This is a genomic window from Lacinutrix undariae (assembly GCF_052934785.1).
The window spans coordinates 1,915,448-1,938,391 of record NZ_CM128809.1 but is presented as its reverse complement, the minus strand read 5'-3'; the positions used below and the strand labels follow the sequence as shown (position 1 = coordinate 1,938,391).

General features: G+C 28.8%; 13 protein-coding genes, 2 pseudogenes and 1 CRISPR repeat array (1 of these 16 running past the window's edge). Of the genes and pseudogenes, 12 read left to right on the top strand and 3 right to left on the bottom strand.

Features of this window, described 5'->3' with window-relative positions; translation table 11 throughout:
* Positions 1 to 147: 147 nt before the first annotated feature.
* Positions 148 to 1,272, top strand: a complete 1,125-nt coding sequence (locus ACU4C5_RS08545) for a hypothetical protein (RefSeq protein WP_446843781.1) — start codon at positions 148 to 150, stop codon at positions 1,270 to 1,272.
* Here ACU4C5_RS08545 and ACU4C5_RS08540 read toward each other — a convergent pair.
* From ACU4C5_RS08540 to epsC, 3 genes and pseudogenes are all read right to left on the bottom strand, one after another.
* Positions 1,263 to 2,079 (bottom strand): annotated as a pseudogene (locus ACU4C5_RS08540) (IS110 family transposase). The gene ACU4C5_RS08545 and the pseudogene ACU4C5_RS08540 overlap by 10 nt on opposite strands.
* Positions 2,076 to 2,954, bottom strand: coding sequence for a cysteine synthase CysM (gene cysM / locus ACU4C5_RS08535; RefSeq protein ID WP_446843780.1), 879 nt, complete (start codon positions 2,952 to 2,954; stop codon positions 2,076 to 2,078). The pseudogene ACU4C5_RS08540 and the gene cysM overlap by 4 nt, the downstream one beginning before the upstream one ends.
* Positions 2,947 to 3,747 (bottom strand): serine O-acetyltransferase EpsC, encoded by an 801-nt coding sequence (gene epsC, locus ACU4C5_RS08530; RefSeq protein ID WP_446843779.1) that lies wholly within the window; start codon positions 3,745 to 3,747, stop codon positions 2,947 to 2,949. Before epsC ends, cysM begins: the two co-directional genes overlap by 8 nt.
* Before the next feature lie 371 nt (positions 3,748 to 4,118).
* Here epsC and ACU4C5_RS08525 point away from each other — a divergent pair, with 371 nt between their 5' ends.
* The 11 genes and pseudogenes from ACU4C5_RS08525 (at position 4,119) to cas9 (ending at position 21,137) form a co-directional block, all read left to right on the top strand.
* Complete coding sequence (locus tag ACU4C5_RS08525; protein WP_446843778.1) at positions 4,119 to 5,279, top strand: pyridoxal-phosphate-dependent aminotransferase family protein; 1,161 nt, start codon at positions 4,119 to 4,121, stop codon at positions 5,277 to 5,279.
* 226 nt (positions 5,280 to 5,505) lie between these two features.
* A complete protein-coding gene (locus tag ACU4C5_RS08520) occupies positions 5,506 to 6,375 on the top strand; it encodes a diguanylate cyclase (RefSeq protein WP_446843777.1) in 870 nt (289 codons plus the stop codon).
* 328 nt (positions 6,376 to 6,703) lie between these two features.
* Positions 6,704 to 6,982 (top strand): annotated as a pseudogene (locus tag ACU4C5_RS08515) (3,4-dihydroxy-2-butanone-4-phosphate synthase); the annotation flags it as partial.
* A 109-nt stretch (positions 6,983 to 7,091) separates the two neighbouring features.
* Complete coding sequence (locus ACU4C5_RS08510; protein WP_446843776.1) at positions 7,092 to 7,214, top strand: hypothetical protein; 123 nt, start codon at positions 7,092 to 7,094, stop codon at positions 7,212 to 7,214.
* A 281-nt stretch (positions 7,215 to 7,495) separates the two neighbouring features.
* Complete coding sequence (locus ACU4C5_RS08505; RefSeq protein ID WP_446843775.1) at positions 7,496 to 8,227, top strand: tRNA-uridine aminocarboxypropyltransferase; 732 nt, start codon at positions 7,496 to 7,498, stop codon at positions 8,225 to 8,227.
* Between the two features lie 167 nt (positions 8,228 to 8,394).
* Positions 8,395 to 8,526, top strand: coding sequence for a hypothetical protein (locus ACU4C5_RS08500; protein ID WP_446843774.1), 132 nt, complete (start codon positions 8,395 to 8,397; stop codon positions 8,524 to 8,526).
* A gap of 798 nt (positions 8,527 to 9,324) precedes the next feature.
* Positions 9,325 to 12,819, top strand: a complete 3,495-nt coding sequence (locus tag ACU4C5_RS08495; protein ID WP_446843773.1) for a P-loop NTPase family protein — start codon at positions 9,325 to 9,327, stop codon at positions 12,817 to 12,819.
* A complete protein-coding gene (locus ACU4C5_RS08490) occupies positions 12,820 to 14,832 on the top strand; it encodes a hypothetical protein (RefSeq protein ID WP_446843772.1) in 2,013 nt (670 codons plus the stop codon).
* Positions 14,833 to 15,019: 187 nt separating this feature from the next.
* A complete protein-coding gene (locus tag ACU4C5_RS08485) occupies positions 15,020 to 16,045 on the top strand; it encodes an HNH endonuclease domain-containing protein (RefSeq protein ID WP_446843771.1) in 1,026 nt (341 codons plus the stop codon).
* On the top strand, positions 16,045 to 16,410 hold the full coding sequence (locus ACU4C5_RS08480) for an HIT family protein (protein ID WP_446843770.1): 366 nt from the start codon (positions 16,045 to 16,047) through the stop codon (positions 16,408 to 16,410). The genes ACU4C5_RS08485 and ACU4C5_RS08480 overlap by 1 nt, the downstream gene beginning before the upstream one ends.
* A gap of 422 nt (positions 16,411 to 16,832) precedes the next feature.
* Positions 16,833 to 21,137, top strand: coding sequence for a type II CRISPR RNA-guided endonuclease Cas9 (gene cas9, locus ACU4C5_RS08475; RefSeq protein ID WP_446843769.1), 4,305 nt, complete (start codon positions 16,833 to 16,835; stop codon positions 21,135 to 21,137).
* Between the two features lie 126 nt (positions 21,138 to 21,263).
* Positions 21,264 to 22,944: direct repeats of the CRISPR family, unit length 36 nt; unit sequence GTTGTGGTTTGATTAAAGATTAGAAAACACGATATT; it runs 597 nt beyond the window's last position.

The following is a 22,944-nucleotide window of genomic DNA, read 5'->3' as shown; positions in this document are numbered from 1 at the left end:
GTGCTTAAAACACGCAAAAAACCATATACAACAACGTTGTAATGCATTTGCCTAACCCAAAAACTAGTGTTACAAACCTAATAACTTGTTTCACTCATTTATGCTTTTGCAGCAGCAAAAAACCGAATAGATTTATCAAAAAAAACAATGAACAAAACCAATCTAATTTTAGCTTTTTCATTAATATGGTTTTCATTTTCCTATGGTCAACAAAAAGATACGATTTATGGACAAGTAAAATCTGTTAGAGAGCAACTCAATTTCCTTGATGAAGATCAGCAGAACATGAAATTATTTAGCGATGAAGGAGATTATGGTCATCACGGTTTTTCAAGTCCTAAATTTACTAAAAGCAGATTTCATAATTGGTGGTATAATACACCTTGGGTTCATTATTCAAATTACTACAAAGAATTAAATAAAAATGGAAAACCAACATATGAAATTTGGTTTTATAAAAATGGTGATACAGTTGCTTATTTCAATTATAAGTATGACAAGAATAACAATCTTATTCAAGAAAAAGAGCACTACGATAGGAACGACTATACAGTTAGAAATTACAAATACAACAAAAACAATAAATTAAAATCAACAATTTATTACGCTTCAGATGACCCAAACCTATATTCATATTCGGAATTTATTTACGATGAAAATGATAACCTAATCCAATCTCAAGATTTCAATAATGATGGGGAAACCTATGGCACAAAATATACTCATTATCCAAATGGAAAAATCAAAGAAGTAATTAGCTACTCGCCTTTTAAAATTATTGTAAAAAATAATAAGAGAATATTATTTAAAGATGGTAGAGGTTATAATAAATTAGACCGTAAATTTATTTATAATGAAAATGGAGACATTATCGAAATACAAGCTTACGACGGTGAATTTTACAGTGAAACTGTACCTAAAATCAAAAGAAAAACACTAAAAGAATATAATAGCGGATTTTTGGTAAAAGAAACAACTTTGAATAGAGCAGGAAAGATTGAGAAATATACTTCATACTCTCACAATGAACAAAAGCAAAAAACAAATGAAAAGCATATAGTTCCTGAATATCCTGAAAACAATCTTTCGTATGAATATTTTTACGATGAAAATAGCAATATCAAAAAGCTTATATATACAGATAAAAACAACCCCATATCTGTAGAATTTGAATACGAATTTGACCATCAAAATAATTGGACAAAACAAATCAAGTCGGTAAATGGAAAGAAACTATTTATTTGGACAAGAAAGATTGAATATTATAAATAAAAAGACATTAATTTCTCACTAAAAACACTTCTGTAATTGTTATCGTATGTTAATCCTGATTTTGCGATAGCAAATATCTGTTTTAGTAGCTTATTACAAGCCGTAATTAAGGCTAGTTTTTTGCTCTTTCCTTTGGCTACTAATCGCTCATAAATTGCTTTGCAAGCATAGTTGCATTTACAGGCATTAAAACTGCACATAAATAATAAGTTTCGAAGTTTTTGATTCCCTATTTTACTAATTCTCGGACGACCTTTTACGCTACTTCCACTTTGTCTAATCACGGGAGTTAAACCTGCGTAATTACACCATTCACAACTACTTGTAAAACGATCAAAGCCATCAGTTAAAACCACTAACATTACTGCTGCTTTTGGTCCAATTCCTAAATTACTTTTTAAGCATGGTGCTTTATTTTGTATTCACAACAAGGAATTTGATCATTTGAAGGCATTCTAATTGATATTTTGAGTTGCCTTTCCACAGCTTTAATTCTACATGTTTAGCATACTCACATATTAGTTTCGAATCACTTTCATCGGTCTTAATTTTTGATAGCTTCATCTGAATAAATCGTTTTACCGATAATGGATTTTCCACCGAAACTTTAATGCCTTCTTCTTGTAAATAATAGACCAATTGGTAATGATAATACCCTATGGCTTCCATCACACAATGGTTATTAAAATCTAACAATTTTACGAACTTTTTAAAGCCCAAACTGTTGTTTATAAACTGCTAATAATTCCCTTCGGAATCTGTAACATCAAAAACTAAATGACTGATGTCAAGTCCAAAATATTTTATTCAAAAAGGCCTGACGATAAATAACGATCACCACGATCACAAATAATACTCACAATAACACCACTTTTTAATTCACTTGCGAGTTTTAATGCTGCTGTTGTGGCACCTCCACTACTCATACCTGCAAGAATCCCTTCTTCTCTTGCTAATCTTCTAGTCATTGAGATTGCTTCTTCACGGCTCACCTCTATTGTTCTATCTACTTTATTAGCATTAAATATTTTAGGTAGGTACTCTTTTGGCCATTTACGTATTCCAGGTATACTAGCACCATCTGTAGGTTGAACTCCCACTATCTGTATAGCTTCATTCTGTTCTTTTAAAAAACTAGAAGTCCCCATAATGGTTCCTGTAGTCCCCATAGAAGAAACAAAGTGCGTAATCTCACCATTAGTATCTCTCCATATTTCAGGTCCTGTGGTTTTGTAGTGCGCTTTCCAGTTGTCTTCATTTGCAAATTGATTAAAGGTATAATACCCTTCATTTTCAACTTTTGCAATAGCATAATCACGAGCTCCTTCTATGCCGTCAGGGTGTAAAGTAACTTTAGCGCCATAGGCTTTCATTGTTTGAACACGCTCTATAGTAGCCTTAGCTGGCATTACTAATTCTATGTCTAGTTTAAATATACCAGCAATCATAGCTAAGGCAATACCCGTATTACCGCTAGTAGCTTCTATAAGTTTTGATTGTTGATTTATACTCCCATTATCGAGCGCATTTTTAATCATATTGTATGCTGCTCTATCTTTTACACTCCCTCCTGGATTGTTGCCTTCAAGTTTAAAATACAAACTCACATTAGGATTTGTATTTAATACCATCGATTTTACAAGGGGTGTGTTTCCTATTTGATCAATTAATGTATTATTCATTCTTTTTATATGATTTTGTAATAATTTGTAATTCTGGAGTATGCAAAACTCTAGAGTTTTTTGGGATTGACGCCGTTAGCCACGTGTTGCCCCCTACCATACTATTTTCTCCTATAATAGTATCCCCGCCTAGTATAGACGCATTTGCATAAATAACAACATTTTTTTCTATGGTAGGATGCCTTTTACTATTTTTAAGATGCTTTTTAACCTTAAGCGCCCCTAGAGTTACACCTTGATAAATCTTAACATTATCGTGTATTTCTGTAGTTTCGCCTATGACAATACCTGTTCCGTGATCAATAAAAAAAGAATTCCCAATCTGCGCACCTGGATGAATATCAATACCTGTAAGTTGATGTGCATATTCTGTCATTAATCTTGGTATAAGTGGTAACCCTAATTTTAAGAACTCTCTTGCCATTCTGTAAATAGAAATGGCAAAAAAACCAGGATATGCTAAATATATCTCTTCAATAGATTTTGCCGCAGGATCGTTATTAAAGATCGCTGTTGCATCTTTTTTTAGACTACAAAATAAATCAGGAATGCTTTGAGTGAAGTCTTCCCAAGTTTTACAAGGTTTACCTACAATGTCTGGACAGGCTAAATTTCTTATTTTTAAAAATAGCACTTCAAGTTCTACAAGTGCCTTTTCTGTTTCTGTACCTTGATCAAACAAGGCATTAAAAAGTAAAATTGTAAACCGCTGAGATTCTTGCTTTAGCGCAACAGAAACTCTAATTTCCTCTTTTTGTTTGTTTATCGCTTGTATTAATTTTGATTGTTTCATAATATTCTTCAAAGACACAAATTTTTAAAATAAAACATAATTAAAAGAGCGTTAAAATTATATTTATTTTACCACCTCTTTTACTTAGCACTACTTCCTGTCTTATTTGTTTAGGAGCTCATTTTTCAAATTATGTCTAAATTAACCAAAAAAAATCACTCTTAAAAACGCTACTGTTGATTCTGTTTCAGTGAGACATTAGTATTAAGACGTGAAAATCATTAATCTCTCACTAAAACGCCTCTAGTTGTTGTCTATATGTTAAGACTAATTTTTAGATGTCATTTGGCTACTAATCGCTCATAAATTCCTTTATAATCCTCTCTAATTTGCTTCGTTTTCATTAAATTAGGCACTTAAACACCACATAGATGACATCGAGAAAATTATTAATGATACCTGGTCCTATAGAATTTGAAAGTGAAGTTATGCAATGTATGGCAGTCCCAACTCCTAGTCATGTGGATCCTGATTTTATAGATTGCTTTGCTAATAGCTTAAAACTAATGAAAGACGTTTGGCAATCTCCATCTGGTCAGGCATTCATAGTTGCAGGAACGGGTACACTTGCAATGGACATGGCCGCAGCAAATTTGATAGAAACCGGAGATAAAGCGCTTGTAATATCTACGGGCTATTTTGGATTGCGTTATGCCGAAATCTTAAAAAGATATGGTGCTGAAGTAGATATCCTTGAAGCTGAAACAGGTAACATTGTCCCCTTAGAGCTGATAGAGCAACACCTACAATCTAAAAGCTATAAACTTTTAACTTTTACACATGTTGACACCTCAACAGCTGTTTTAAATGACGCAAAAAGTATTGGAGCTTTAGGTAAGAAACACAAAGTATTAACCATTCTAGATGGTGTTTGTTCGGTTGCGGGCGAAGAAATTAAACAAGACGATTGGGGTATTGATGTTGTACTTACAGCGTCCCAAAAAGCAATAGGAGTTCCTCCAGGACTTGCACTTTTGGTAGCCTCTCAAAATGCCATACAAGCTTTTGAACAACGCACAACTCCTGTTACTAATTACTATGGAGATTGGACCAACTGGTTACCAATAATGAAAGCATATGAAAATAAACAAGCCTCTTATTTTGGAACACCTGCCGTAAATCTTGTAATAGCATTAGAAAAAAGTTTACAACTTATTTTAAAGGAAGGTCTAGATAACCGTTTTGACAGACACCAAAGAGCAGGAAAAGCCATGCGAGCTGCAATGAAAGCTTTAGGCTTAGACTTATTATCAAAAAACGACGCCGTTTCTGCAAACACTTTATCAGCGCCTTTATATCCTAGCCAAATAGATACTGCCTCTTTTTTAAAGGCCGTAAATAAAGAAGGGGTTATACTTGCTGGAGGTCTTTTACCTCAACTAAAAAATAATTACTTTAGAATTGGACACATGGGGTCGGTAAACAAGAATGATTTACTCGCCACGGTAGGTGCCATTGAATCAGCATTGAAAAACAATAGCTATTCACATGAATTAGGATTAGGAACAACTCAAATATTAAAACACTTCTAATTTAAAGAACAGCTCTTTTTTTAACATCTGCTATAATTTATTCTTCGGTTAAAATAAAAGTTACCCATAAAAAAAAGCGCTTGAAAAGAAGAATAAAAACAATACGTAGATTAGCGCTTAAACCAAGAATAGTGTACTTTTACTAGCTTTTAATTTATTGCAAAAAACATTCTCACACAAAGGTTACCCCCATTTTCAACCCACAAATTAGACACTATACTTAACCATGAGTAACAAACAGGAATCAAATGAACTAGCGCTTCTTAAAAGGGAAATTGCCTTTCAAAAAGTAGAAATTGAAACACAAGCAACAGAGTTAACCCTCATAAAGAAAGAGCATGTAATTCAAAATGAAGAAAAACAAAAGCGTGCTGATGAATTGTTCATTGCTAACAAAGAGCTTGCTTTTCAAAATGAAGAAAAGCAGAAACGTGCTGATGAGTTATCCATTGCTAACAAAGAACTTGCTTTTCAAAATGAAGAGAAACAGAAGCGTGCTGATGAGTTATTAATTATCAATAAAAAGCTTGCTTTTCAAAATGAAGAGAAACACAAGCGTGCTGATGAGTTGTTCATTGCCAACAAAGAGCTTGCTTTTCAAAATGAAGAAAAACAAAAACGTGCTGATGAGTTATTAATTGCCAACAAAGAACTTGCTTTTCAAAATGAAGAGAAACAGAAACGTGCTGATGAGTTATCCATTGCTAACAAAGAACTTGCTTTTCAAAATGAAGAGAAACAGAAACGTGCTGATGAATTATTAATTGCCAACAAAGAGCTTGATTTACAATACCACGTAAAAATGGAAATGGCAACAGAACTGACCATGGCTTATGACGAACTTAAAAAAGTTGAAGCATACCTAAGAGACTACATTAAAGGCTTGGAAGAAATGATGTTTATAACTTCACATAAAGTGAGACAACCTGTTTCGCATATTTTAGGGGTCTCAGATTTACTTGAATTAACTACGGATTACTCTGTGGATGAGTTAAAAAAAATTGTCGGTTATATTAAAAATTCCGCACTTTCTTTAGATAATTTTATAAAAGAGCTTACCGCATTTATGAGCAATCTAAGGGATGGAAAAAACTAAACATAACACCATAATCTCATGTATTGAATTCAGTTCAATATTCCTATTAAGATGCAATGAATTGGTCTGTTTATAAAAATTTATAGTATAAAATTAAGAACTGCGAAAAGTTGTTTCCTAAAAGCTATTACTTCTTACACATTTCCATTACCAACAACTTATTAGTCGCTTAATTTATTGACATAGGTCAAACAGTTTTACTTATAACACCATTAGTTTTGCTGTTAGAATAGTTAAATACAATTTAAGATGATACTTACAGAATTAGAGACACTACAAAGACTTTGTAAAGAAAGGCTTACGAACTATTAAAACAGTTTGAAAAGCAAATACTAAAAGCAACGATTTAGCAAAACCAGGTCATATTTTTCCTTTACGAGTGCATGACAACGGAGTACTTAAGAGAAAAGGACATACAGAAGGAAGCGTAGATTTAATGAAGTTAGCTGGTTTGTAACCAGAAGCCGTTCTCTGTGAATTGATGAATGACGATAGAACTCTAGCCAAAATTGATACGATTTTGGAATTTGCACATACGCACAATTTGGTGGTGCTATCTATTCAGGATATTATTCATTATCGTAAATTTGTAAGAGATTATAACTAAATGACAAATCATACAGAACTCACTCATTTCATAAGAGAAACTAATAAAATAGACGATGACGAGTTAAAAATTGTGTTGTCGTCTTTTAAAATAATTAAGAAGAGGAAAAATGATATTTTATTCTCAAATGGAAAAAAACAGTCAGGTAAGTTATTTTGTAAAAAAAGGTTGCTTAAGTCTCTTTTATATTGATGAAGAAGGGAAAGATGTGATGCGTTATATTGCCTTTTGAAAATCAATTTGCCAAAGAGTTAGTGAGTTTTTAAAAACGAATAGCAAAGCACAACTAGAAAAAAGGCATCTTTTCCAATAAGATGGTATATTTACCGCACATAAACAATGTTAGCATTGATAATGAAAAGGGGTTTTATAATGTATAAAAAAAAATGTTCATTTTAAACTTAACCAAAGGTCGTTGCTAGTTTACTACGTTTGATTTACTTGTGAAAAATCCACGAGTATAAAACCAGACTACTCTTATACCTCACCGTTACCAATTGAAAACAAAAAGAGATGACCTTGCAAATAGATCTAAAAAATCATAGAGTAACATGTTACAAATGTATGAGGCCTTCAAGCACTTGTATTTGTAAACACATTAGTCCTTTACAGACTAAAACGCGTTTTATTATCCTTATGCACCCGAAAGAGTACAAAAAGGAAAAAAATGGAACGGGACATATGACGCATCTTCAGCTTGAAAATTCAGAAATTATAGTTGGTGTTGATTTCACTCATAATAATCGTGTAAATGCCATACTAGCTCAAGAAGATTGTTCTTCTTTCTTACTTTATCCGGGAAAAGATAATTTCAATTTATCACTAAGGGAAAGTTCCGAAATAAATTCTTTTATGGGGCATCAACCTCATATCTTTATTATAGATGGTACATGGCCGTGTGCTCGTAAAATGCTAAAACTAAGTAAAAACTTGCAACAGCTAAAAAGAGTAAGTTTTGACAATGAGATAACATCAAAATTTATTATCAAACAACAACCAGAATCGCTTTGTCTTAGCACTATTGAGTCTGTTTATACCGTTTTAAATTCACTTAATAAAGGCGACTTAGAACACTGTAAAATGGAGGATTTTCTTATTCCTTTTGAAAAAATGATTGCCTACCAACTGGACTATATTCTAAACCCTAATAGTAAAAACTATTGCGCAACTGCAAATGGTGAGGTAATTCCTAAAAACATGTATAAGAAAAAGTCCGAAAGACGTATTATTTTTGAAAAAAAATAGATATAATTCCGTAATCACCTTCAAGAAATGAACAATAACTTTTTAAAGATTAAGACTTATATTGCTATCACTTGAGACAGATTTTATGACTGAAAATAATTTCAGCAATCTGATAGCTAATTGAAATTGCTTTTTTCACCTTTTCTTTCTTATTTGTTAGTTCTGCCATGAAAATCCCTGATACTTACAAAGTAGTAATATCGGAAATTGAAGGAATAACAGGTCACGGAATGATGCTTACTGGTCATGTTAATATTTCAAATAACTATCGAGATGTATTATTTGAAATAAAGCTATAATATAGCATAGAGAGAAACGAAGACACTAGTAAACTATCGTTTTTTAGGGAATTAGAAATATCATAATATATGTACTTACTTAAAGGCTAAAAGTGCCTTATTTGGCTTGTATGGAATTAAAAGAGAGTTTAAGATTTAGCATTACACATAATAATAAGGTTGAATTTAAAAACTAAATAGATGTGCTTTAATCTGTATCAATACCATATAATCTCTAACGCTTATCTTTAGTATTCGTAAACATTTTAGAGCCTAAAAATTTAATTTTTATAAACAAATCGTGTACGCGACTGTGTACGCTATATAAAAATAAGATTATAGGGAATAAAAAAACCCATCAACTATTTCTAGTGATGGGTCTTACTTAGTAGCGGGAACTGGACTCGAACCAGTGACCTTCGGGTTATGAGCCCCAAGTCATCCTTGAATAACACCCTTCTAGAGGTGTTTCGCGCTATATAAATTTAAAAACGTATGCAAAAACGTATGCAGTTTAGGTTTTTAGATTATCAATAATATATAGTGCAATATATACGATTATTTAATAATATTTTAATCTTTATTCATTTATTTTTTGATATCAAAAAACATCACTAAACATAAATTAAGCTAAAAGTTTAACGATGATTTCCGCACAAACAACAACCTTAATATTTTCTACTTTTACTTGAAATTAATTTCTAAATACATAACATCATTAAGTACAAAACAGAAAATTATAGTATATTTAATTCCTTAATTTTTAAGTGAAAATTGCATTTCAAAAAATCAAACCCTAATAAAAACTAAATTCGATTAATGATTAAAATACTGAATAACTACTGCAATAAAGAAAACGGACTTTTGTTATTCAATCCTCCTACAGGCTCTGGAAAAACTCACAATGTACTACAGTGGATTTTTGATAATTATAAAGATTATTGTAAAGAGAATAAGAAAATATTTTTTTTAACTAATTTAAAGAAAAACCTCCCTTTTGAGGAATTAGAAAACGATTTTTTTATTCCAAACAACAAAAAATTAGACTTTGATAAAGATATTTTATTCCTCGATTCAAATTCAGATAGTCTTTTAAAAAGATTTGATCAAGTTGAAGACTCTATAAATAAATATTTTAAAAATCATACTGTTTTTTATTCGATAAAACATTGTGTTACACAAATAACGAAACACAAAAACAATAATGAACTTAAAGGTATTGTTGGAGATTTAAAAAACAAATTAAGAAATGAACTTGAACCTCAGTTTAGAAGGATTATAGAGAAATTTTTAAAAGAAAATTATCCTAATAAAAAAGAAAGGATAAAGGCTATTGAACAAGACAAAGAGCTAAAATGGATTGGTGAATTATACCCCTCTGTTTTTTCTTCAAAAAGGAAAGTCTTTTTTCTAAGTATTGATAAATTTTATTATAAAAATAGCACACTGGTTGAACCTTCCTATTCCTTTTTAGAAAGCGACATAACCAAAGATGCAATAATATTTATAGATGAATTTGATGCTACAAAAGATAATCTTCTTAAAAACATCATTGAAAAAGGGAAAAAACAAAGAATAGATTTTATTCATCTTTTTACAGAAATATATTGGGCTTTATCTAATAATATATTTCCTGAAAAATTCATAACACATTCAGAAAAGAGAGAAGAATTAATAAAGAAATCTAGCAATGAATATAATTTAAAACTTGAAAATATACAAGAGACTCTACTAAAAAAAGCAGAAGAAATTGTAGATAAATATAAAACTAATTATAGTTTTAAATCCATAAATAATGAAAATGAAAATCAAAGAAATTTACTTTTTCACGATTTTCAATATCATTCAGTATATAGAAATGAAAAAAAATTCATTCGTCTAAACACCAATGTCAATTCAAAGGTAAATGAAATTATATTTGAAACTGAACGTCCAAATTCAGGTGAAAATATTGTTGCCTTATTAAATCAAATAAAAGGTTTTATTAATTATTTCAGTGGAGTTATAAAAAGTATTGCTGAAAACTATCAGCAATTAGAAACCCAAGAACGAATAAAAAATCCAAATCGTTTAGAGTTTACTTTTGATCTAGCTCTGAGTTCCGTAATTGAAGAATTTGGTTTTGACAATCGCTACAAAAACTATATTATAGAAAACATAATAAGCGCAAGGGAAAAACCTAAGAAAAAAAATTTTGAATTAAACTACGATTTTAGCATATACGAAAATGGGTTTAGGTATTATGATTTTGTTGATAACGATTTACACCAATCAAAAACTAAAACATACATATATAATTTTCAAAACACCCCTGAAAAATTTATACTAAAATTAGCTGAAAAATCAAAAGTTATCGGAATTTCAGCAACTGCATTAATTAAAACAGTAACGGGGAATTATGATATTTCATATTTCAAAAGACAATTAGGACAACATTTTTTCGAATTAAAAGAAAATGAAAAAAAACACCTTTCTGAATTATTTGACAATCAAAACAAGCATTATGACAAAGTTCAAATAGATACTAATTGGTTATCATTCACAGACTACCAATCTGACTTTGAAAACCTTTTTGAAGATAAAGAATTAGCAGATGATATTATAGGACAAATAAAAAGTGACAACCCCAACATAACAGACTATCTTTTAAACAGATACACTAAGCTTGGATTCTGTTTTAAAGAATTTCTTACCAAAGATAAAATAAGAGGGTTTTTATGTTTATTAAATAAAGAACCTAAATGGAACGATAAAAATTTAAATTTAAAAATACTTGAAGAAATATTTTCTATATTAATAGAAGAAACAACTAATACAAAAGAACTTTTTACAAAAGGAAAAAACAAGTATCAAGTACAAAACTCTTACACAATAATAAACAGTAATGATTTTGATAATAAAAAACAATCATTTATAACTCGTTTAGAAAATGGAAATAAAATATTTATTATATCCATGTATCAAACAATGGGTGCAGGTCAAAATCTTCAATTTGTAGCTCCTAATCCAAAAGAACTAATCAATGTAAAAGATAAAAAACTACCAAATTGGAATACAGAAAACAAAACAGATATTAATGCTATTTACTTAGATAAGCCTACTCATTTAATTCAACAAATAAATAAAAACTTAAATGAAGAAGGATTTATTAAATACCTTTTCCAATTAGAATTTTTATTACAAGTTGGTAAAATATCAATTAGTCAATTAAACAAAGAAGTAACAATTGCATTTAAACATTTATTAGCATCGTTTAATACTACCACCAAACTAGATAGACCTCAAAATGGTTTCCTTTATAGTGATGATAATATAAAACAGCATTTTGCAAAATATATAATCCAAGCATTAGGTAGGATTTGTAGGACAAATTTAAAATCAACAAATATTTATATTTACGCAGATTCAGAATTAGATAAATTAATTTGTGATTTTGACATTGAGAATAATATTGTTTTAAACGAATTTAAAGAACTTGTCAAGTCTTCTAAGCATCGAACAAACACACCTCGTAATTCTGAAAAATCTCTTTTAAATCTAGCTAATTTAACAAATAAAAAAATCAACTCTTACATTAAAAAATTCATTAATTCGGATTGGAATTGGAAAGAAGGCCAGAAAAAAGAATGGGAAAATCTAAGAGAAATGTGTTTAATTTTTCCAACTATTTCAAATCAAGATGTAATAGACAGAAATTTAAATAGAGTATTAGACTTATATATAGAACAACCTAAGCCAAACAACAATTACTCTTACAATCAAGAACAAGATTTTGCTAATATAAAAATAGATTTTGAAAATAATTTACCCTTTAAGGTGTCTCAAGAATCTGCTAGATTGACAGAATTATTAGAAATAACAGGAGTAAAATCACTTTTTGAACGCAAAAAATGGGCTACTAAATTTGAAATCAAAGACTACATATTGCCTCCTGAACTATTCAATAACATATACAAGGGAGCTTTAGGTGAACAAATTGGTAAATTCATTTTTGAAAAACATCTAAAAATTGAATTAGAGGAACTCCCTCTAGACAAATATGAGCTTTTTGACTTTAAAATTAAAGGCGAAAATATTTATATTGATTTTAAGCATTGGAAAGAAGAAACAAAAATTGATTCAAAAGAACAAATTGAAAAGATTAGAAAAAAATTAAATACTGTAAAAGGAGAGAAAGTATTAATCATAAATATTTTATCTACTTCTAGTTTAAAAACAATTAAAACTGCTGATAATAAAATTATCGAAGTCCCTTCTTTATGGAATTCCAATACCAAACAATTTAATCAAGAAATTCTAAATTTAATATCGTAAATGAAAAATATTAAGACAAATAAACTTTCTATAGATATTAATCATGAGCAAATTCTCAATGATTTTTCAATAATTAAGTTTTCTACATCTGAAAAATATATAAAATATGGAGCTTTATTTTTAGATGAAATAAATTTAGAAACAAATGCAAAAAGTATTGTTTTTGAGCAGGGTAATTCATTCTATGCCCTCTATGAAAAAATAGAAATATCAAAACTTGACCTTTCAAAAAAATTACAATCTTTAAAACATAGTGATTCATTAACCTATAAATTAATTGACAATAAAAAAGAATTGTTAGAAATACCTAAACATCTTTTATCACAGTTGTTAATCAATTCCATTTCAACTCCAAAACACAAACGATTATCTTTTAATAATTTAACAGGAAAACTATATTTATTCAACCCAAATCATTTTCAAATTAGCAAAACCAGAGATAAGGAACTCATTTTCAAAATCGTTGGATTAGAATTTAAGATTAATAACGAGATTTCTCTTGAATTAAATGTGAAAACGTTTTCGAATGTATTGCTATCTAAAAAAATGAATTTTAGCAAAAAGAAATTTAAAGAGTTTCCTAAATACACCTTCATATATTCTACAAACTCACTAAAACGAATACTTAGTTCTGATAGTTCAAATGAAAATCAATTCATTTTAAAACAAACTTCTAAAAATGGGATTTTAGAGAAAAACAATATCACTTTTTTAGATTTTAAAAATTTAGAAAACTTTAAAATAAGTAAGATTGGATTTTTAAAAGACATATTATTAACCATCGAACAAAAGCTCTCTAAATATTTAACTATATCATTTTTAAGTAATAAATCAGAGAACATAGAAAGGTTTAAAAGTAAATTTAAGATAGAAGACCAAAAATTAAACTTGACTTTAATCGATTTGTCTGATACTGAAGATTCGATTGATATAATTAATGAGCTACAATCTGAAATAAAAAATATTTCTCCATTAAGTTCTGTAAAAATAGCTTTAAAAGAAAACAAAAATGGTAATAATATTAAGCTTATAAACAACAAAAATCATTACAAAAAATATAATTTAAAAGACCCTTATAAATCAAGTATTAAAACACAGCATTTAACTTTACAAGATTTTAAACTAAGTTCTAAAGCTTCAATAAAAGCTATTCTTAAAGAATTAATCTTAAAAAATGACATTCTAAACAAAAAAGTAAGCATTATAGATTGGGAATCTTTCAACTTTACTAATGATTGGATATTCGGAAGTAAACTAGAAGATATTTTTTATTTTATAATCATAAAACCAAATGGTAGTTTATCGTTTGAAAAATTTATTCCTGATTTATTTAGTCAAAATGAATTTAATGATTTGTGTGCTATTTTTGATAATGATGTAAATACTGAATTTATTGTTAAAGACAATCAAGGTAATCTTAATTGCATAAAAAAAACAAAAAACTACACTATTCCTGAGTTTGATATAATTTATAACACATTGTATCAAGAATCAGAACCTATAGAATTAACAAAAAAAGAAGCCGACAAATATATTCGAGAATGTATTGAAGATAAATCAAAATTAAACATTGTTTTAACTAATCTGAACGCAATAAATGAATGGAATAAACAATCATTATTAAATTGTTTTTCAAACAGAAATGATAAAAAAATATTTGTTGATTTTGTAGAGTCCAAAACAGGAGAAATATTAAAATCTTATTTACGAGATAAAACACGTTATGAAATTTTAGACAGCCAATTAGATATTCATCAATTTAGAGAAAATGATAGGTTTTATTATTTTGTAGGTGTAAAAGGTACAGGAATTCAACAACATATATCAAGAGCTTCTGTAATTAGAGAAATTGAAATCATTAATAACTCGGAATTTCTATTTGACAAATTACTACCTTTAATGAATGTTGATTTTGTAAAAAATGGAGAACTAACTGTATTACCTTTTCCTTTAAAATATTTAAGAGAATGGATAAAAAGTATTAGCCTTGATGAAATTTCACAAAAGTCATAAACACATTTTAATAAAAATATCTAAATAAGCTAAACAAAGACTTCAAATAGAAATAAGTATTATTTAAACTTTATTGCTGCTCCAAATTATGTTTATTTGAAATGCGGAAATTCGAAAGCATTTTTAGAATAATGCCAATTTTCAGTAATAGATCACAAACTATTGACACCATATTAGAGAAAAACAAATGACACAATTTCAAATAAATGACCCTAGTTTAGAATCTCAATGGAGAGCTTTAATTCTGTTTGGAAAAAATAGTGCTACTTATAAATTTGCATTTGCTAAAAGTTTATTAGAACTTGTAAATAAGGAAACAACTAAAATTACATTAGCTGAATTATCTCAACCATTTTCTAAAAATATAATTGAGCATTTAAAAGAAAACGATAAACAAGGAAATTCAAAATCAAGTAGTTTTTTAAATATTTGTAGAAGTCATATAAAAGGTGAAGTTTCAGATACCGAGTTATGGTCTAAAACTGAAAAGTTAGGTTTTGTAAATGTAGTAGATGCTTTTCAAAACTTAAACGGATCTCAAATTCCTGATATTTTTTATGAAAAAAACTATAAATCAGGCAATAAAGAAATAATCATTAAAGACAACCTTTTAAAACTAAAAGAATCTTTTCATTTCCAAAACTTTAATCAAGAAGTTGAAGCTCGTTGGAACTTAGTTGAAACCGCTTGGAACCTTAATATAAACCCTAAACTTCTAGAGGTTAAATATGATGAAGACAAGTCCCTGTTCTTTTTAGAAAATGATTTTATGAGAAGAACCGACATAACTTCTGTTAGAGATTCTTTAAATGGATATCAGAAAGGTAAATGTTTTTATAGTTTTCAAGATATTTCAGTTGTAAGTGGTTCTTCTAATTTATGTGAAGTTGACCATTTTTTTCCACACGTAAATAAAACAATACATAATGAATATGGAGCAAATATAAATGGTGTATGGAATCTTGTTTTAGCCAACAAAGAAGTTAATAGGAATAAATCTGCTCGTATTCCTGAAGAAAGATATTTACAACGATTGTTTAACAGAAATGAATTTTATATTCAAAGTAAACACCCTTTAGCTGAAACAATTGTTAATCAAACTGGTAATACAAAACATAAAAGAATAGATTTTTTAAATAAACAATATCAATTAGCATTAAATTCTGCAATTATTAATTGGAAACCAGAATTTGAATTAAATGGAAATTTTTAATGAGCGTATTTAACAACATAGAAGAAAAAAGAATTATACATCAAGGGAAACATTTTTTCTTAATAAAAGATGGATATCCAGTTTCCCCTGGACATATTTTAATTATATCTAATAAAGAAAAAATAGATTATTTTGAATTAGGTGAAAATGAACTTAAAGAGTTAACAGAACTCATTCATAAAGCAAAAGAAATTATAGAAAATGAATATAATCCTGATGGTTATAATATAGGAATGAATTGCGGAGAAGTTGCAGGACAGTCTGTAATGCATTTTCACTGTCATATTATCCCAAGGTTTAAAGGAGATATGAAAAACCCAAAAGGAGGCATCAGACATTGTGTAAAAGGCAAGGGAAGCTACTAAATTAATTACTACAATCTACTCCCCTTTGGTTACCCTCCTTAACAAAGAATAGTCTAAATAAGTTTTTCTTATTTGGGTTTACTAATATAAATACATCTATTGTTCTTCGGCTCAACAAAATAAACGATTAAATCTCATACAGAGTAAAGATCTTTTCACTAAAACTAAAAGCTTCTATTTTTTTTAATGAATTAAAAACTAATAACGTTACTCCCTACAAAATATATCAAAAAAAAAGTCCCACCGAAGCAGGACTAAAGATTTTCATCTACGGCATATAGCCTTATTGTGATAAGATTAAAGATTAGAAATTTTAATCTGACACAAATATAGTAAAAAAATAATATCCTGTTTTACGGATATCCTCAATATAGATATTTTTCTTTTATGTAACTTGTTAGCTGTATAAATATGACATTAATATGAGTAGAATATTAGGATTAGATTTAGGTACCAACAGTATAGGTTGGGCAATTGTAGATGAAGAAAAAAACAAAAAAGAATACACTTTAATAGATAAAGGTGTTAGAATCTTTAGTGAAGGTGTAAATATAGAACCTAAAACAAATGGAGAAAGTTCAAAAGCTGCACAACGTACAGAATATAGAAGTGGCAGAAAATTAAAATACAGGAGAAAACTTAGAAAACTAGCTCTACTAAAGGTTCTTTCAGATAATAATTTATGCCCAACTCTAACTGATGAAGAATTACACCTATGGCGCTATAAAAAAATATATCCTAATAATGATGCGTTCAGACTTTGGTTAAGCACAGATAATCAAGATGAAAAAGTAGAACGAAAAAAACAAACAAAAAACCCATATCACTTTCGTTTTAAATCTTCTACTCAAAAGTTAGATTTAAATAATATTCTAGAAAAACATGAGTTAGGGAGAGCTTTTTACCATATGGCTCAACGTCGTGGTTTTTTAAGTAACAGATTAGATACATCTGATAATTCTATTGTTGAAGAAAAAAACAGTGAGATAGAAGAAATTATTCAGAAGGCTATCAATTCTGATGATTTTTTAAATATCTATAGTGATTTTTTAGAAGCTTACGATAAATCTGAAGCTTACAGTAAAGCATTATTTACTTTAGAAAGAGCTTTTAAGGCAATCTTAAAAGAGAGCTCTACTGAAACGTTTAACCTTATTAAAGAAAAACTACTAGAGCGTTTAAATAGAAAAGAATTTTTAGGTAAAGTAAAAAGTGCTATTAGTGATTTGTCCGCTAAAATTGAAGAAGCCAATTGTAATACATTAGGTGAATACTTTTATGACTTACACAAAGAAGGATTAAAAATAAGAAATAATTACACCCATAGAGAAGAACATTACTTACATGAGTTTCATGTTATTTGTGACAAACAAAATCTTCCTGTACATTTAAAAAAAGATATAGAAAATGCTATATTTTTTCAAAGGCCTTTAAAATCTCAAAAAGGGTTAGTAGCGAAATGCCCGCTAGAAAATGACAAAGCAAGAGTACCTATATCTCATCCTGATTTTGAATTATTTAGAATGCTTAGCTTTCTTAATACTATAAAAATAAAGACAAAAAATGATGACCAATTAAGATTTTTAAATCCAAACGAAAAAGCAACTATAACCCCTCTCTTTTATAGAAAATCAAAACCTAATTTTGATTTTGAAGAAATAATAAAAAAACTAACTCCTAAAAACTTAAAATCTGGATATTATAAATCTCAAAAATCAAAAGAGTATGACATTCTATTTAATTATGGAAGTTACACTAATATAACTGGATGCCCTACTATAGCAAACTTAAAATCTGTTTTTGGAGAAGACTGGAAACCTTATCTATTAAACAATTTCACTAAAAACAACAAAGATAATACAGCTAAAACAGAAGATCAAATTGTTGATGCAATTTGGCATGTTCTTTTTAGATTTGATAACACCGAAAAGTTAAAACTTTTTGTAATTAACAACTTAGGGTGTAATGAAACAACCGCTTCTAAGTTTTCTAAAATAAAATTAAAACAAGATTATGGCTCATTAAGCTTAAAGGCTATTAGAAATATTTTACCATACCTAAAAAAGGACTTACTATATTCTCATGCTGTATTTTTAGCAAACATGAAAACTGTATTACCTAAAACAGTATGGGATATAGAGGAGAATAAAAAAATCATAAATAAAGAAGTCTTCTCTATTATTGAAAACTATAACCATTATAAAACTATAATTGACATTGTTAATGGAGTTATTAAAAATGTAAAGGATAACAAGGAAACATGGAATGCAACAAACTCTTTTGTTGTTGATGTATATAAAAAAGATATTAATAAAAGCGTTGAAAGTTATTACGGAGCAAAACGATGGAGTTCTTTTTCTGAAGAAGAAAAAAAGGAAACTGTAAATAATTGTTTTGATACTTTTTCTTCTCAAATGGAATTAAATTTAGGGAGAGGTGAGTTTCTAAAAAAAGAAACTTTAGAAGAGCGTATAAAAGGGTTTTTAAGAGATAATTTTGATGTTGATGAAAATTTATTAAAGAAACTATACCACCCATCAGCTATAGAAGTTTACAACAAAGCTGAACGGAGTGATACAGATGGTAAATTATACCTAGGAAGTCCGTTAATTTCTTCTATAAAAAACCCAATGGCAATGCGTGCCTTACATCAACTACGTAAAGTTATCAACCAACTTATAAAGGATGATACTATAGATGAGAACACCACTATACGTATTGAAATGGCCAGAGAACTTAAAAGCGCAAATGAAAGAGTTGCAATAAAGCAAAGGCAAACAGACTTACAGAATAACAGAAAAAATTATATAGATACAATACAGCAACTCTATAAAGAACAATGTGGAAAAAACATTGAGCCTTCTGAAAATGAAATTTTAAAATATCAACTTTGGCTGGAGCAAAATAAGGTTTGTTTATACACAGGAAAAACTATTCCCATTTGTGATTTTATAGGTGCAAATCCAAAATTTGATATTGAACATACAATCCCAAGAAGTAAAAGTTTAGACAATTCTCAAATTAATAAAACATTATGTTGCTCTAGATATAATAGAGAGGTTAAAAAAAATAAAATACCAACGGAGTGTAATGATCATGGAGAAATACTTTTACGCATAAACCATTGGTTTGCTCAATATAAAAGTTTAGAAAGACAGATTAGAGATATAACTAAAAAAGTAAGAGGAGCAACAACAAAAGAAAACAGAGATACTAACATACAAAAAAGAACAAAACTTCGCTTTGAGTATAATTATTTAAAAAGCAAATACGAAACCTTTACTATGGTTGAGATACCAAGAGGCTTCAAAAACAGTCAATCAGTTGATATTGGAATTATTAGTAAATATGGAAATTTATTTTTAAAATCATTATTTACAAAGGTATATCCTGTAAAAGGAAAAACTACATCTAACTTAAGAGATGTTTGGGGATTAGAAAAGAAAGAACGTATTAACCATGCTCATCACGCAAAAGATGCTGTTGTTGTAGCTTGTTGCTCAAAAGATATTAACGATGCTTTAGCAGTTTATTATCACAACTACGAAGATTATAAATATTACGGAAAAACAAAACCGTCTTTCTCACACAGAATACCATGGAAAGGATTTAATACCGATGTTAAAAATTTTGATAACAACACCTTAATAAGTCATCATACGCCAGATGTTTTACCTATACAAAGTAAAAAAGCTATTAGAAAACGTGGTACCATACAACGTAATAAAAAAGGTGAAATTAAATATAAACAAGGAGATACCGTTAGAGGTGCTTTACATAAAGAAAGTTTTTATGGCGCTATAAAAAGAGAAGAAAAAAACAAAAAAGGTGAAGTGATAGATACTATTAAATATGTATTACGGAAACCTATAGAGAGTTTTAAAGATACTGACTTGAAGCACATAGTAGATGATAAAATTAAAGAAATAGTAACTAATGCGAGGCAACAAGAAAAGATTTTAAAGAAAGAAATTGAAACATTAAAAAAGCAAATCAATAAAGTAAATGATGCTGAAGAGGCCATTTTAAAAGCAAGAATTGAAACATTAACTCATGAAATTGATCATAATCTTTATGTATTACCAAACAAGAATGGGAACTCAATACCTATAAAAAAGATTAGATATTTTACAACAGATGTAAAAACACCTTTAGAGATAAAAAAACATAGAGATGTATCCAAACATGAGCACAAACAACATTATTTCGCAAAGAATGATAGTAATTATTGCATGGCAATTTATGAAAGTATTGATACAAAAGGAAAAGTAAAAAGGTCTAATTTATTAATTAATAATTTTGATGCAGGTAGCTATTTTAAAAAGAGTAATACTAATAATCAACTTTATCCAGTTGCCCCTGAGAAAGATGAAAGTAATAATCCATTAAAATACATTTTAACAAAAGGAAAAATGATCCTTCTTTATGATAAAAACCCTGATGAATTATTTGAAATGAATGAATTACAACTATTAGAACGCCTATTTCAAATTACTCAAATAGATGTAGAAAAATCAGCAGAAATCAAGTTATTACACCATTCAGAAGCTAGAGACAAGAAAACACTAACATCTTTTATGGGATTAAAAACAGGAATGAAAGGTGGTAAAAATATTGGATATTATAAAAAATACCCATGGATTAAAATAGGCGTTAATAGTTTTGACTGCCTTATCGAAGGCTATGAATTTAAAATATCATCTACAGGAAAAATAGAAATATTATAGTTTTTTAAATTCAGATATAAAAGTTCATTGACATAATTTTCAAACTTCTATAAACCTACCTTATAGACGTCGCTAAATATTAAAAAACACGATATTTACTTTATCTTTTCGTATGCAACAGGTGAAGTTGTGGTTTGATTAAAGATTAGAAAACACGATATTATAATGTTTTATATTAGTTTATCGCTTAAAGTTGTGGTTTGATTAAAGATTAGAAAACACGATATTTTAAGATTAACGCTCGTAGGTGTTATATTAGTTGTGGTTTGATTAAAGATTAGAAAACACGATATTGTGCTTAATTCAATAGCTAGCCATTGGCTTGTTGTGGTTTGATTAAAGATTAGAAAACACGATATTAATTGATATTTTTCTGAAGACATACTACTGGTTGTGGTTTGATTAAAGATTAGAAAACACGATATTTAAATGGGGATACAAAGTTTATAAGGAAAAGTTGTGGTTTGATTAAAGATTAGAAAACACGATATTTTTTGCAAGTTCGATCGCTTTTTTTGTCAAGTTGTGGTTTGATTAAAGATTAGAAAACACGATATTAAGACACTCAAATATTTATTAATCCAAATAGTTGTGGTTTGATTAAAGATTAGAAAACACGATATTACTCTATTAAATATAGATATTCAAGGCGCAGTTGTGGTTTGATTAAAGATTAGAAAACACGATATTCTTTGAAACTGTTAAATTGGTTTTACAAAGGTTGTGGTTTGATTAAAGATTAGAAAACACGATATTTGATATAGTAAACAAGAGTAATACCAGCAGGTTGTGGTTTGATTAAAGATTAGAAAACACGATATTGAGCAAATAGGAGTTTCAACTGTTGACGCTGTTGTGGTTTGATTAAAGATTAGAAAACACGATATTAAAAGAAACTGAATTATTAGCTTTAGCGAGGTTGTGGTTTGATTAAAGATTAGAAAACACGATATTTTGGTATAACAAATTCAGTAGAAAAAAGTTGTTGTGGTTTGATTAAAGATTAGAAAACACGATATTAATATTTTATTAATTGCAGCGTCTTTGTATGTTGTGGTTTGATTAAAGATTAGAAAACACGATATTTTCACCTTCTGCTGGTGTTCCTTCAAAAGTGTTGTGGTTTGATTAAAGATTAGAAAACACGATATTATACTTGGAACGCTCTAAACCTTAACGGGGGTTGTGGTTTGATTAAAGATTAGAAAACACGATATTGTTAGTTTCGCATCTTGGTTTATAAGCAAAGTTGTGGTTTGATTAAAGATTAGAAAACACGATATTTAAATCAAAAAAATAATTGCCACCCCAAAGTTGTGGTTTGATTAAAGATTAGAAAACACGATATTTTTTTTTGTGGCTAATGCTGCAAGTGAAAGGTTGTGGTTTGATTAAAGATTAGAAAACACGATATTAAATCCAGCGTCACACCCTCAACCTTTAAGGTTGTGGTTTGATTAAAGATTAGAAAACACGATATTAATCATATCTTTTTGTAGGTTTCATAATTAGTTGTGGTTTGATTAAAGATTAGAAAACACGATATTGCCAATGCAATCACTCCAAGCGGTTCAACTGTTGTGGTTTGATTAAAGATTAGAAAACACGATATTAACCGCAGCGCCTTTTATAGCTCCTGTGAAGTTGTGGTTTGATTAAAGATTAGAAAACACGATATTTCTAACAGGTGATTATATTGGTGATACAATGTTGTGGTTTGATTAAAGATTAGAAAACACGATATTGCTAACTCCATTAAATATACCTATCGCTTTGTTGTGGTTTGATTAAAGATTAGAAAACACGA

Coding starts and splice junctions, on each gene's coding strand:
- ACU4C5_RS08545 (WP_446843781.1), top strand. CDS start 148: ATGAACAAAACCAATCTAATTTTAGCTTTTTCATTAATATGGTTTTCA.
- cysM (WP_446843780.1), bottom strand. CDS start 2,954: ATGAATAATACATTAATTGATCAAATAGGAAACACACCCCTTGTAAAA.
- epsC (WP_446843779.1), bottom strand. CDS start 3,747: ATGAAACAATCAAAATTAATACAAGCGATAAACAAACAAAAAGAGGAA.
- ACU4C5_RS08525 (WP_446843778.1), top strand. CDS start 4,119: ATGACATCGAGAAAATTATTAATGATACCTGGTCCTATAGAATTTGAA.
- ACU4C5_RS08520 (WP_446843777.1), top strand. CDS start 5,506: ATGAGTAACAAACAGGAATCAAATGAACTAGCGCTTCTTAAAAGGGAA.
- ACU4C5_RS08510 (WP_446843776.1), top strand. CDS start 7,092: ATGATATTTTATTCTCAAATGGAAAAAAACAGTCAGGTAAGTTATTTT.
- ACU4C5_RS08505 (WP_446843775.1), top strand. CDS start 7,496: ATGACCTTGCAAATAGATCTAAAAAATCATAGAGTAACATGTTACAAA.
- ACU4C5_RS08500 (WP_446843774.1), top strand. CDS start 8,395: ATGAAAATCCCTGATACTTACAAAGTAGTAATATCGGAAATTGAAGGA.
- ACU4C5_RS08495 (WP_446843773.1), top strand. CDS start 9,325: ATGATTAAAATACTGAATAACTACTGCAATAAAGAAAACGGACTTTTG.
- ACU4C5_RS08490 (WP_446843772.1), top strand. CDS start 12,820: ATGAAAAATATTAAGACAAATAAACTTTCTATAGATATTAATCATGAG.
- ACU4C5_RS08485 (WP_446843771.1), top strand. CDS start 15,020: ATGACACAATTTCAAATAAATGACCCTAGTTTAGAATCTCAATGGAGA.
- ACU4C5_RS08480 (WP_446843770.1), top strand. CDS start 16,045: ATGAGCGTATTTAACAACATAGAAGAAAAAAGAATTATACATCAAGGG.
- cas9 (WP_446843769.1), top strand. CDS start 16,833: ATGAGTAGAATATTAGGATTAGATTTAGGTACCAACAGTATAGGTTGG.